Origin of the sequence: Micromonospora sp. NPDC048894 (assembly GCF_040649765.1) — a bacterium.
Taxonomy (GTDB): domain Bacteria; phylum Actinomycetota; class Actinomycetes; order Mycobacteriales; family Micromonosporaceae; genus Micromonospora; species Micromonospora antibiotica.
Genome location: NZ_JBEZFY010000015.1, coordinates 15,979 through 29,150, shown reverse-complemented (window position 1 = coordinate 29,150; position 13,172 = coordinate 15,979). Strand labels below are relative to the sequence as shown.

General features: G+C 67.9%; 8 protein-coding genes. 5 read left to right on the top strand and 3 right to left on the bottom strand.

Annotated elements, in window-relative coordinates; translation table 11 throughout:
* Nucleotides 1-212: 212 nt before the first annotated feature.
* Nucleotides 213-2,177: a DNA (cytosine-5-)-methyltransferase gene (dcm, locus tag AB0C22_RS26085; RefSeq protein WP_357537592.1), complete on the top strand. Its 1,965-nt coding sequence runs from the start codon at nucleotides 213-215 to the stop codon at nucleotides 2,175-2,177.
* Between the two features lie 19 nt (nucleotides 2,178-2,196).
* Here dcm and AB0C22_RS26080 read toward each other — a convergent pair whose 3' ends face one another.
* The 3 genes from AB0C22_RS26080 to AB0C22_RS26070 form a co-directional block, all read right to left on the bottom strand.
* On the bottom strand, nucleotides 2,197-3,480 hold the full coding sequence (locus AB0C22_RS26080; protein ID WP_357537590.1) for an ATP-binding protein: 1,284 nt from the start codon (nucleotides 3,478-3,480) through the stop codon (nucleotides 2,197-2,199).
* A 78-nt stretch (nucleotides 3,481-3,558) separates the two neighbouring features.
* Complete coding sequence (locus tag AB0C22_RS26075) at nucleotides 3,559-3,999, bottom strand: very short patch repair endonuclease (protein ID WP_357537588.1); 441 nt, start codon at nucleotides 3,997-3,999, stop codon at nucleotides 3,559-3,561.
* Between the two features lie 283 nt (nucleotides 4,000-4,282).
* Entirely contained in the window at nucleotides 4,283-5,455 is a 1,173-nt protein-coding gene (locus AB0C22_RS26070; RefSeq protein WP_357537586.1) for a sigma-70 family RNA polymerase sigma factor, read from the bottom strand.
* Between the two features lie 79 nt (nucleotides 5,456-5,534).
* Here AB0C22_RS26070 and AB0C22_RS26065 point away from each other — a divergent pair, with 79 nt between their 5' ends.
* Genes AB0C22_RS26065 through AB0C22_RS26050 form a run of 4 tightly spaced genes read left to right on the top strand, consistent with a single transcriptional unit; the run spans nucleotide 5,535 to nucleotide 13,172 of the window.
* On the top strand, nucleotides 5,535-7,121 hold the full coding sequence (locus tag AB0C22_RS26065; RefSeq protein WP_357537706.1) for an NERD domain-containing protein/DEAD/DEAH box helicase: 1,587 nt from the start codon (nucleotides 5,535-5,537) through the stop codon (nucleotides 7,119-7,121).
* Entirely contained in the window at nucleotides 7,118-10,261 is a 3,144-nt protein-coding gene (locus tag AB0C22_RS26060) for a helicase-related protein (RefSeq protein WP_357537584.1), read from the top strand. Before AB0C22_RS26065 ends, AB0C22_RS26060 begins: the two co-directional genes overlap by 4 nt.
* Complete coding sequence (locus AB0C22_RS26055) at nucleotides 10,258-12,066, top strand: DUF1998 domain-containing protein (RefSeq protein WP_357537582.1); 1,809 nt, start codon at nucleotides 10,258-10,260, stop codon at nucleotides 12,064-12,066. Before AB0C22_RS26060 ends, AB0C22_RS26055 begins: the two co-directional genes overlap by 4 nt.
* Nucleotides 12,063-13,172, top strand: coding sequence for an AAA family ATPase (locus AB0C22_RS26050; RefSeq protein WP_357537580.1), 1,110 nt, complete (start codon nucleotides 12,063-12,065; stop codon nucleotides 13,170-13,172). Before AB0C22_RS26055 ends, AB0C22_RS26050 begins: the two co-directional genes overlap by 4 nt.

The window sequence follows — 13,172 nt, the reverse complement described above, 5'->3', positions numbered from 1 at the left end:
CGGTAACCACGTATACAGCATGGGTGGCGCAAGTCACCGTCCGTCAGGACCGTCCCGTTGTACGGTCGGCCGGGTCCTTGAGGCCGCAGTGACGGGACATCTTGACGTGGGTGCCGGGTCCTTCGGCCCCGGTGGTCGACCCCGCTGCGACGTTGGTGTCCCCGCCGGGGCGTGCTGGGCTGCGGCCGCCGTCACCGGTAACGTTCGTGCACGTGACCGACCGCGCCGATGCCGAACCCACCGCACCCGATCCCACCGCCCGTCGCGGTAAGTACAAGGTCAGACTGGTGCGTGGACCCTTCGTGCAGCTGGCGCCCCATGCCGACGCCGTCACTGATGGCGAGCAGCTGCTGCGGTACGCCCAGGAAGCCCGCAAGGACGGGTTCCGGTTGGCGGCTGATCTGTTCAGCGGGGCGGGCGGTCTGAGCCTCGGGATGCAGAACGCCGGCTACCGGGTCGTCCTTGCGGTGGACCATTACCCGGAAGCGGTCGAGACCCACCGGCACCACCACGGTGGTCTGAGCGTGGACTGGGACCTGGGTGACCCGGCCCGTATCCGGGAGGTCGCCGACCTCGTGCGCCTGGCAGGCGTCGAGCTACTCGCCGGCGGGCCCCCGTGTCAGCCGTTCTCCAAGGCCGGCCGGTCGATGATCCGCCACAAGGTGCGCCACGGTCTGCGTGATCCGTACGACGAACGGCGTGACCTCTGGCGGTCGTTCCTCGAGGTCATCCGGCTGGCCCGGCCGCCGGCGGTGCTCATGGAGAACGTGACGGACATGGCACTGGACAAGGAGATGTTCATCCTCCGGACGATGGTGCACGAGCTGGAGTCCCTCGGCTACGCGGTGGAGGAAAAGGCGGTCGACACCTTCCGGTACGGCGTCCCACAGTTCCGTCAACGGCTCATCCTGGTCGGCCTCCGCGACGGCCTCGCGTTCGACTGGCCGGAGGAACAGCCCGAGCGGGTCACCGTGTGGAACGCGATCGGCGACCTGCCGGAGGTCGAGGGCGGCTGGCGTCCCGAAGGGGGAGCGGAGGGCTGGACCCCCTACGACGCTCCCGCGACAGGTTTCCAGCAGCGAATGCGCGCGGAGATGCCGCAATCGGATACGCACCGGGTTTTCGACCACATCACCCGCCCCGTGCGCGAGGACGACCTGCGGGCGTTCGAGATGATGGGCCCGACGACCCGGTATTCGGACCTACCGGACGACGTCAAGCGGTACCGCGACGACATCTTCGACGACAAGTACAAACGTCTGGACGAGAACGACCTGTCGCGCACCATCACGGCGCACATCGCCAAGGACGGCTACTGGTACATCCACCCACGCCAGAACCGCACGATCACTGTGCGGGAGGCAGCCCGGCTGCAGACCTTCCCCGACTGGTTCCGTTTCGCCGGGCCGCCGTCGGCCGCGTTCAAGCAGATCGGCAACGCGGTACCCCCGTTGCTCGGTGAGCACCTGTCCCGGGCTGCACGACGGGCGCTCGACAATCCCCGTCCGGCGCATGTGTCGACGCGGGAGGTGGCCTCGACGCTCGCGGGCTGGTTCGCCTCGGGTCAGGTCAGCGGCATTCCATGGCTGCGCGCGGAGACACGGTGGCAGGTCCTGCAAGCGGAGATCCTCCTCGATCGCGCCCACCCGGATGTGATGCGCCAGGTCTGGATCCTGCTGCGGACGTGGCGCCAGCCGCAGGACACGGTGGCAGCGGAGGAGAACCTGCGCCGCACCGGCGGGTTCATCTCCCGGGCGAACCGGGCCGGGACGGTGGTGGAGCTCGCCCGGCAACTCGCGGATGATCCCCGGGTACTGCGCGACGATGACGCGTTACGGCGGGTGCCCGGTCTCCACGAATCCATTGCCGACCTGGCGGTCTTGGTCGTTCCGGCGGGCACCGAGGACGAGTCGGAAGAGCCGGTTCTCGTCACCAAGGGTGTGTTGCGGGTGGCTGCCCGCTTCAGCGGTCATCCCGTCGACCGGCGTAACCGCCTGACCGACGGCCGGCTGGAGGTCGCCCGGATGATCGGTATCGACAGCGACGCCCGCGCCGCACACCTGGGCCTGATCGAACTTGCGAACACGCTGTGCCGGCCGGTGGAGCCGTTGTGCCAGGAATGTCCGCTGGTCAAGAAGTGCGCCGGGGCGCGTATCGAACGCCCCCAGCTGTTCTGACTGTCCGCGTCGGTCCCGCTCAGCGGTCCAGTCCGAGCAGCTGCGCCACCTCGGGCGACTGGGCGCGCAGGGTCTCCTCGATGCGTTCCCATGCCACCCACTGATCTGCCTGCATGGCGGCCATCCGTAGGGCGAGACCGGCGGTGGCGGCCGCGTGGGTGGCGGCACGCACCTCGGGTGATGCGTTGACGTCCGCCGGCACGGGCCGTGCCGAACCCCGTGAGGTCCTGCGGTAGGCGTCATTGGCCAGGACACACAGTTCATTGACCGGCGCCTCCAGGATCTGGCGCAACTGGGCCGGCAGACTGACGCGCATCTTTGCGACGTTGATGTTGAATGCGGTGTCGAGGTCGTTGTCGAAATCCAGCGCTGCCCTAGCCAGCTTCGTGTGTTCGTCGATACCGCGGATCCCACCCCATCCGCCCCACTGCACCAGCCGGTTGGCCCGGTACACGTACAGACCCTGCTGCCGGTTCCAGTTCAGCGGACCCGAGTGCCGTTCGAATTCGGTGGCCGAGGTGAAGCGGTCACGCGGCGGCAGAACGAACCGTCTGAGCTGAACCAGCCCGACGCCGCCCGCCAATTCGATCTCGAACTGCTGCCGGGGCAGCTCAGAGGTGTGCGGCTCCTCTGGAGCGAACGGGTTCCACGGCCGCAGCTTCTGCCCGTTCACCGACATCACCAGCGGGGCGAGCCCATCGGATCCTTCCAAATAGCGGTGGAAGACCATGCTGAGATGGTCCGACGTCCGCGCCGCCAGGGTCTCCAGACGCCGTCGGGCCCAGCCGCCCGACGGGCGCTTCTCCGGCAGTACGCGGTCGAGCGTCTGCCAGACGACCACGGTGCCGGTGCCTTCGGCCAACCCCTGCCGCGCGCTGCGGACCACCGGATCCTGCGGGGACGGGTCCACCACGACCCACTGGTCCCATTCCTCCACAAGGTCGAGGTCCAGCTGCCGGGCGCTCGTCCGTGCCACCGACCGGCTGCTGCGGCTGATTACGGTGAGCGTCCGGCACTGCGACAGTGACGCGGTCTTGAGGCCGAGACCGTAGCGACCCAGTTCGCCGCGCCGGTACGAACGCCTCGTGCCGAAGCGCAGAGCCTCTGTCAGCTGGCCGTGTGACATGCCGTGACCGTCGTCGGCGATCACAACGCGGGAGTCCTCCCCGTCGAACTCGACGGTCACGTCGATGCGGGTGGCCCCTGCCGCGACGCTGTTGTCGACGATGTCCGCCACCGCGGTCGGGAACTCGTACCCGATATCGCGCAGCGATCCGGTCAGCCGTGCGGCTGAGGGCGCCACGTCATACCACGCTCTACCCGGCATGGGCACCTCCGCTCACGTCGTCCGTGAGGACCAGGATGCCACACCCACCCTGCCTCACGTGACCGGCCATGCTGTGGCGTCCGATCGGCACCGTGCCCGCCAGAGTTGTTCGACGATTTCCGCCACTGCCATGGGGTCCTCGTGTTCCCAGACGTGCAGCACCGTCCAGCCGAGTGCTGCCAATGCCTCGTCCTTTTCACGGTCACGCTGCACGTTACGGTGCAGTTTCTCCCGCCACCACGTGGCGTTGTTCTTCGGCAGTACCGCGTGCTGCGGGCACAGGTGCCAGAAACAGCCGTCGACGAACACCGCCAGTCGTGCCCGTGTGAAAGCGATGTCGGGTCGGCCGGGAAACCCGGGATGGTTCACCCTGAACCGTAGCCCTCGTCGGTGCAGTTCCCGTCGCAGCGACATCTCTGGTTTTGTCCGCGTCCGCGGCATCCGGCTCATCTGCGCCGACACGGCGGGGTTGAGAGCGGTGGGGCGTCGCGTCATCGCCGACAACGTACCCCAACCCGCGCTGCCGGTCGGCGGCAGTTCAAGGCTGGAGGGGGCCTTCGGGGGCATGTCGCCGACCCTGACGGTTCGCCCTTTGCTGATTTCCGATATTTCGTCGGTTCTGTCCGGTTTCCTTGGATGGGGACGACGGTTGCACTGGACAGCGCTGACCCGTCGGGCGTCCGGCAGACCGTCGGACGGGACGCGCGTCGGTGCTGTTCGGCCCGCACGAGTCGGCGTCGTTAACGGGTACCGCCCCGACATCCGCGCAACCCGGTCATCAGTGCACGAGATCATCGCCCCTCGACGGTTCGCCGCCCAGACGTGCCGTCATCCGCTCGCGTAGCTGCGGCAGTGCCTTCTTCTCCAACTGGCGGACGCGTTCGCGGGTGATCCCGAGCCGCTGTCCGATCTCCTCGAGAGTCATCGGCGCGCCGGTGCCGACGCCGGCCCGCAGGGTCAGGATCGCCGCTGAGCGAACGGGGAGATCGGCCAGGGAGGCGCGGAGGATCGTCAACGTCTCCTGACGCTGCGTCACCACATCGGGTCGCAGAGTGTCGTCGGCTGCGGTCACAAAATCCGCCAGCGCCGCGTTGCCGTCCCCGATGAGCAGATCCAACGACACCACCCCGGCATGCAGTCGCAGGCATTCGACGACCGTCGCCGGGTCCAAGCCGAGCTCGTGACAGATTTCCGACACGGTTGCCGTTCCGGATCGGGTCAACAGCCGGTTCCGGCTCGCCACCACCCGACGTATCTGGTCCCACTTGTGCACCGGCAGACGGATCAAACGGCTCTCATTGGCGACCGCCCTCGTCACGGCCTGACGGATCCACCAGACCGCGTAGGTGGAGAACTTCAGACCACGGGTGGGATCGAACCGCTCGACCGCCCGCATCAGGCCCACAACGCCATGCTGGTCCAAATCCTCACTGTCCAGTCCCTGTCCTAGGTGACCGCCGGCAACCGACATCACGAGCCGCCGGTTGTGCAGCACCATCGCGTCGAAGGCCCGCGCCCGTTCATCCGAGACGTCGAGGCCTGCACGGAAGCCGTGCGGAACCTCTTCGTGCGGCTGGTACTGACCCCCGCGCAGCAGGAGCGCCAGGCCGACCTCCTCGGACGCCGTGAGCACCCGGTCCCAGGGCCGCGGCGAGACCCTGTCCCTACGCAGCAGCCTCCGGGCGTCGGCGATCGAACGTTGCACCTGGGCAGGGTCGATGTCGCCGCCCGCCCCACGCCCGTCACGCCCGTCGCCATCCGGCGCGGCGATGACGGCCACACCCCGCCCGACCATCCCCTCGACGACCTGCTGCCGTACCGCCGCGTGGGTGTCCCCGGCCAGCTCCAGAACACTGTCGATCTCCCAGTCCCCGACGGCTCCGTCCCGGACATGCGCCATTAGCAGCTGCACACACAGTTGAACAACCTCTGGGTTGGCTGAAGACGTCACGTCCACCATTGTGGACGCCGACAACCACGGAGAGGTACGGCGCGAGGCCCCATCATCGTGCACAATCCAGCGGGTGCAGATGGTTCCTGACCCGATCTCCCCGTTGATGAAGAGTGCCGCCGAGGCCGCGATCTACCGACGTCTGAAACTCGTGGATGCCGGTTGGAGCTTCGCTCTGCACAGCCTCAATCTGCCGGCGCACGTCTGGAAGCGTGTCAGCGAGATCGATTTCGTCCTCGCCGGGCGGCGCGGCGTGTACGTGATCGAGGTCAAGGGCGGCTACGCCGGCTGCACCAACGGCGTCTGGACCTACCGCGACCGCACCGGCCAGGAACGCCGGCGCAAGGAAAGCCCGTTCGCGCAGGCTACCACCGCCATGTTCAGCCTGCAGCGCCGTCTCGAGGAGCGCCTCGGCCGCGACACGATGCGCGCCATCCCCATCGGTTTCGCCGTCGTCTTCCCGGACTGCCAACTACCCGAGCAGGCCTCGGTCGAGTGGGACGAAGAGACACTGATCGACCGCAGGCAACTCGACCGCACCGATGGACTGCAACGCAGCCTGGGTCGGATGGCGGACTACTGGCGGGCCAAGCCCGGAGGGCGTCAGGCCACTCTCGATGAACCACTCCTCCGGGAGATTCTGCAGGCCCTGCGGCCCGACTTCGACGCCGTCCCCACCCTGCGCCAGATCGTCACGGATGCGGAAGCCGACCTCGTCGCCCTCACCACGGGTCAGTACCGCACGCTCGATCAGTGGGCCACCAACCCGCGGCTCCTTGTGGAGGGCGGGGCAGGCACGGGCAAGACGATGCTCGCGGCCGAACTGGCCCGCAGATCCGCCGCGAGCGGCAAGCGGACTCTGTTCACCTGCCGCAGCCAGGTGGTCGCCGGGTTCGTCCGCCACCAACCCGGAATGCAGGACGTACATGTCGTCCCCCTCGCCAATCTCATGGCCGGCACCGACACCGACTTCGACGTCATCGTGGTCGACGAGGCGCAGGACATGGTCAATTTCACCGACCTGTCGTGCCTGGACAACAGGCTCGTCGGCGGCCTCACTGACGGCAGTTGGTACCTACTGCTCGACAGCAACAACCAACGTGGGCTGGTTGGCTCCTGCGACGACGAGGCCCTGGCCTATCTGAGGTCCCTACGGCCGGCCACTCTGGTGTTGCAGGACAACTGCCGGAACACCCGACAGATCGTGACGTCGACCCAGCAGATGACCGGGGCGGACACGGGTGTCTCCTCGGCCGGCGAAGGGCCCGACGTGACGGTGGTCGACGAGCCCGACCGCTCCCGCCGGGCCGCGGCAGCCGCCGCCGAACTCGACCGGCTCCTCGACAACGGAATTCCGAACACGGACATCATCCTGTTGTCCCCGTTGCCTCTGCAGGAGTCCCTGTTCGCGGAACTGCCGGCGCGGTGGCGGCACCGCATCGACGTCCTGGATCTACACACGCTGCGACGACCTGCCAGGGGCCGGATCGCCTTCGCGAAGGTCGAGGACTTCAAGGGGCTCGAGAGCCGGTTCATCCTCCTGGGCGACGTCGGCCCGGCTGATCCCGGCCGGATCCGCAACCTCTACGTGGGAATGACACGCGCGAGGGTCGGACTCTGGATGGCCACCGGAGGGCAGACGCACCAGCAGGGGGGCGACCGGTGACCACCACACCCGCTCCCCGTGATTCCGAGGACCGGAATCTTGTCCTGGACTACCTTCGCCGGCAGCTTGTCGGCCCCTGGACCGGGGAGGACGAGGTCCTCACCGAGCGACCCGACCGCCGGTACCTGGCCGGCATCATGTTCCCCGGCGAGGCGTCCCTCGACGCCCATGACGACGACATCGTCGACGACGCCCCGGCTGTCGGATCCACCGACGAGACCGACAGCGACGAGGACCCGGTGGCCCTGGCCGGACAACTGCTGCCCAGCTCGGTCGGACTGAGCTTCGTCACCAGCACACGCTCCGCCCTGCGGATCGAGGTGACAGCCGCACGCTACGTCCGCGAGGACCGGCAGAAGTGGCGACGTCAGCCACTGGCCGCCACCGGCAGTGCTGCCCTGATCGCCGAGCCCCCGACAGGTGGCCTTCAGACCACACACGACCTGTTCGACGGCGACGCCTCCGTGGCCATCGTCTGGCGGGAGTTCGGCGACGGCGTGCTGGTCACCGTCTCCCTCGTCAACCAACGGGAACTGTCGGAGCACGGGAAGTTGGATCCTTCCGACTGCCTGCTGCAGGTGACACTGCGGTGCAGCCCAATCGAGGGTGGCATCGCCCCGTACCCGTCGACGCTGCGACTCCATTCCGACCCCGAGGAAGAGGAACTCGCGCTGCTCTACCGCAAGATCCCCGTCTTCGCCCTCGGCCACGGCGCCGCCGCGAGCTGGCAGGCGCAGGGCGACAGGGCCACGTCGGTGCAGACGACCTTCCTACCCAGCCACGTCGTCCCCGACGTCGCCTTCGAACTGCCGGGCGACCAGGAGGCACTGAGCCTGAACTACCTCACCGGGCTCGAACAGGACCCCGCAGGAGTCATCAGCAGACTGCACGCCTTCGTCGACAGCTACGACCACTGGGCGCAGCAGACCCGCACCCGCCGCGACGACGTGGCCGCACCCCTCGTGGCGGCGGCCGACCGGCTCCTGCAACGCGTCGACCGCGCCCGGGCCCGGATGCGTGAAGGTGTGCACCTGCTCGAACAGGACCCCACCGCCCGACGCGCCTTCGTCCTGGCGAACAGGGCCATGCTGATGCAGATGATCCGAAGCGGGCCCCGGTTCGCCGGCACCGGCCGCGCCTGGACCGACCGTCTCCCCGCCACGCCCGACTACGACGACCCGCACCGCAGCTGGCGACCGTTCCAACTGGCGTTCGTCCTGCTTTCCCTTCCCTCCATCGTCGACACAAAGCACGACGACCGTGATCTCGTCGACCTGATCTGGTTCCCCACCGGCGGCGGGAAGACCGAGGCGTATCTCGGTCTGGTTGCCTTCACCGTCTTCCACCGACGCCTGACCCTCGGCGACGCCGGCGCCGGGACCACCGTCATCACCCGCTACACCCTGCGGCTACTGACCGCCCAACAGTTCCAGCGGGCGGCCACCCTGATCTGCGCCTGCGAACTCCTCCGACAGCAACGCCCGGAGGAACTGGGAACGCGGGCGGTCTCCATCGGCATCTGGGTCGGCGGCAACAACAGCCCCAACAACTTCGCCGACGCCGTCGACCTGCTCCAGACGATCCGCAACCATGAACCGACGACCAAGAGCTTCCAGGTCGAACGCTGTCCGTGGTGCGGCACCCACATCCTCCCGACCGGCAACGCACCTGACGACGCCTGGGGAGTGCACGCAGACAACAACAGCTTCCGGATCAACTGCCCCAACATCGACTGCGACTTCCACACCTCCCTGCCGGTCTCATCTGTCGACGACGCCCTCTACACCGACCCGCCGACGCTGCTGGTCGCCACCGTGGACAAATTCGCCCGGTTCACCCGCGAACCGCGCGCGGGAGTGTTCATCGGCACCGGCGCCGACCCCGGTCCCGCGCTGATCATCCAGGACGAGTTCCACCTCATCTCCGGGCCGCTCGGCACCATCGTCGGGCTCTACGAGGCCGCGTTCGACGTGGCGATGGCGCACCACGGCACATGCCCAAAGATCGTCGCCTCCACCGCCACCATCCGTCGCGCCGATGCCCAGTCCCGCGGCGTCTTCGGACGTCCCATCGCCCTCTTCCCGCCCTCCGGCCTCGACGCCGAGGACTCCTACTTCGTCCGAACGGACCCCGGCCGGCCCGGCCGGCTCTACGCCGGAGTGATGCCGCAGGGTCACACACCCCTGACCGCGATGGTCCACCTCTCCGCGGCAATGCTCAACGCCCCCGTCGAGCTGCCGCTCGGACCAAAGGCCGCCGACGCCTACTGGACCCTGATCGCCTACCACAACAGTCTGCGGGAACTCGGCAAGACCGTCACCCTGGCACACGACGACATCCCCGCCCGTCTGGGCGTCATCGCGGCCGCCGAGGACGACCGCCGTGACCTTGACGACGCCGAAATCATGGAACTGACCAGCAACATCCCACCGGCGGACATCCCCCGCCATCTCCAGCGGCTGTTCCACGAGCGTGGGCAGCCCGGTGCGGTGTCGTTCGTGCCCAGCACCAACATGATCTCCGTCGGTGTCGACGTCCCCCGACTGGGCCTCATGCTGGTCGTCGGTCAACCGAAAACCACCGCCGAATACATCCAGGCCACAAGCCGCGTCGGGCGCCGCCAACCCGGGCTGGTGGTGACCCTCTACTCGCCGTCCAAACCCCGCGACCGCTCGCACTACGAGTCGTTCATCCCGTACCACACCTCCCTCTACCGCGTTGTCGAACCCACCTCCGTGACACCGTTCTCGGTGCCGGCACGCACCCGCGCGCTGCACGCGGGACTGGTCATCCTCGCCCGTCACGTGCACACCTGGCGTGACGACCGCGCCGCCGCCGCATTCGACCCGAAGGATCCCGCCTGGCGGAGCCTGGTGCAGGAGTTCGTCGCCCGCGCGCGGGCTGCGGATCCGGACGAGGCCGACGACGTCGCCCGGCACGTCGAACAACTCGAGGAACACTGGGCCGGGCTCGTCGACCGCGCCCATCCACTCGGGGGGCTCACCTATACCGGGGGAGGGCGCGAACGCATCCAGTTGCTGAGGAAGTTCGACATGCCAGGACCGGGATGGCCGACACTCGACTCGATGCGCAACGTCGACACCGATGCCCGAGTGCTGGTGCGGGGGGAGGGGCAGTGACGGACCGTCGGCTACGACGCATGCAGGCCCTTTCGCCGTTCGGCGTCGGCGCGATCGTGGACATGCTCGGTGAGTCCTTCGTCGCTGAGGACGTCACCCGGTGGAAGGGGCGGCGGATAATTCTGGCCGCCCCGCGCATCGCGGCCCACTTCGGTGCGGAGGAACTCCGCCTACCCCCGGCGCCGCGCGACGGCAGGCTGCCCTACTACCGGTTCCCGCAATGGTTGTTCTGCGGCACCTGCCGCACCATGACGCACTGGAGCGTCCGCCAGGAACAGCCGGGAAAGATCCCCCGCTGCCAGCACTGCGGCCGCAGCCCCCAGCTCGTGCCGATGAGGTTCGTGGCGGTCTGCGGCAACGGCCACCTCGACGACGTGCCCTGGGTGCAGTGGGCCCACTCCGGGGGCGGGCAGGGACGTGAGCAGCGCCAGTGTGGACGGGCTGAGCTGCAGTTCGAGCACCTGACGACCGTGGGTGGCGGATTGGAGTCACTCCGGGTCCGGTGTCGGACCTGCCGGGCCGGCAGGAACCTCGCTGAGCTGACGTCGCCCCGCGCACTGAACCGCATCAACATCCGCTGCCGGGGGCGGCAGCCCTGGCAGCGTGACACCGAGGCGGTGAGCTGCGATCAGCCGCCCGTCGTCCTGCAACGCGGTGCATCGAGCGTCTACTTCCCCGACACCGGATCCGCTATCGACCTCCCCCCCGACTCCGACTGGGTCACCTGGGGCGGTACCGCTGCCCGGGTCGAGCAGAACGCGTACTTCGCCCTGCTCCACAAGGACCCCGAGGGCCCACTGCGTGAGCGTTTGATCGGCATGATTGCCGAGCAGGAGAATGTCAACGAGAGACAGGTCATCGCCATCCTGAACGACCGCCTCGGTACCACGGGCGCCGACGCCGGTCCGGAAGGTTCCGAGGACCTGGCCGAGCGCGAATGGCAGGCACTGACCAACCCGCGCGCAGCACACCATCCGGACGACCGGTTCATCACCCGGCACACGCCCTTACCGGCATCCGCGGGCCACGGCCGGTTGGATCCCGTCGTCGACCGGATGAGAACGGCCATCTCCGACATCGTCTTGGTCGACCGCCTACGCGAGGTCCGGGTTCTGCGTGGCTTCCGTCGCCACACCATGGACACCCGCATCCCCGCCGATCTGGGAACCCGCAGCACCTCCCTACCGGCGGTGGAGGTGTACGGCGAAGGCATCTTCCTCGTCTTCGACGAGGAGAACCTCCGACGGTGGGAACTGCAGACTTCCGTGGTCCGACGCGCGACCACGCTCCGCAAACGTTTCGCCGGCAGCATGCACGCCAGATGGATCGAGAGCAGTCCCACGCCGCGTCTGGTCCTGCTGCACACCATCGCCCACCTCCTGATGCGCCAGCTCGCCTTCGACGCCGGCTACCCCTGCTCGTCCCTGCGCGAACGCATCTATGCCAGCACACCGGACTCCGACACCCCGATGGCCGGGGTGCTGATCTACACCGCCGCTGGCGATGCCGAAGGCACCCTCGGTGGCCTCGCCCGCTCCGGCGAGGCGGGACGGCTCGTCATGACCATCGCCGCCACTCTCGCCGCCGCCCGGTGGTGCTCGCTTGACCCGGTGTGCCGGGAGTCGAGATCGCAGGGCCCTTCGGGCTTGTCGATGGCCGCCTGCCACGCCTGCACGTTGGTCTCCGAAACGAGCTGCACGATGGGCAATGTCCTGCTGGACCGGACTCTCGTGATCGACGACGAGTACGGCTTCCTGCGTGACCCCCTCGCCGAGCTCATCGCTGTACAGGCAGGCACGACGTGACACTGCTACTGCCACCGCTGCTCGACCTCAGCCCCGCCCAACGGGAGGTCCTCGCCCTACCGTTTGAGGAATCACACCTCATCACCGGCAGCCCCGGGGCAGGTAAGACGATTACAGCGATCTACCGGGCAGCGGCCCTGCACCGCTCGGGTAGACCGACTGTGATGCTCATGTATAGCAAAGTGCTCTCCGCCTACACCCGCGCCGCAGTGGCACAGATCGGCGCCGCCGATGTCGCAACGACCTACCACAAATGGCTGCACGCCTTCTGGCAGAAGCACTACCGGCGAAACCCACCGATGCTCGAACGGTACGAAGTCGACTGGATGGCCTGCCTGACAGCCATCATGAGTGACCCACCCGTTGTGGAGCCACGGCCGTACTTCGTGGTCGACGAGGGCCAGGACATGCCGGCCGCCTTCTACCTCGCCATCGGTGCCCTGTCCTCGTCCGTGACCGTGTTCGCCGACGAGAACCAACGCATCGGACTCCGCCAGAGCACCGTCCGGGAAATCGCCGCCGCGGTACGGACCAATCGAACCGTGGCACTGCCCGGCACCGTGCGCAACAGCCGCCCGATCCGCGACCTCGCCGACCACTTCCGCCCCGGTGACGGCAGCACCACCGACGCACTGCCGGACGGTCCCGTACCTCGCCTGATCAGGGTGCCGCACAAGGCTGAGGTGGCCGAGCACCTGCTTCTACACGAGAAGCAGCATCCGAACGAAACGATCGGAGTGATCCTTCACCGCGGCAGGGACCTGTTCTACTACCACCACCAACTCGACCACCGCACCCTCAACCCGTTGCAGGGCTATGTCAGCGGACGGCGTACCGGGATCCTCTCAGACCCTGCCTTCAGCGGACCCGGCATCAAGCTGGTCACCTGGCAGAGTGTGAAGGGTCTCGAATTCGACTCGGTGATCGTTCCCGAACTCCAGAGTGTGTCCGGCGACATCGCCAGTGACGCCATGCAGATGGGTCTGTACGTACTCGTCACACGGGCACGGCGATGCCTGACCTTCATGTACTCGGGATCGGGTGAGCCGGCACTCGTGGGCGCGCTGCCGAAGGACCTGCTCGACCTGTCGCAATACATGCGTTGA

What these genes read in the sequence shown, in the direction of transcription:
- AB0C22_RS26075 (WP_357537588.1), bottom strand. Translation starts at nt 3,999, where the DNA reads ATGACGCGACGCCCCACCGCTCTCAACCCCGCCGTGTCGGCGCAGATG.
- AB0C22_RS26065 (WP_357537706.1), top strand. Translation starts at nt 5,535, where the DNA reads ATGGTTCCTGACCCGATCTCCCCGTTGATGAAGAGTGCCGCCGAGGCC.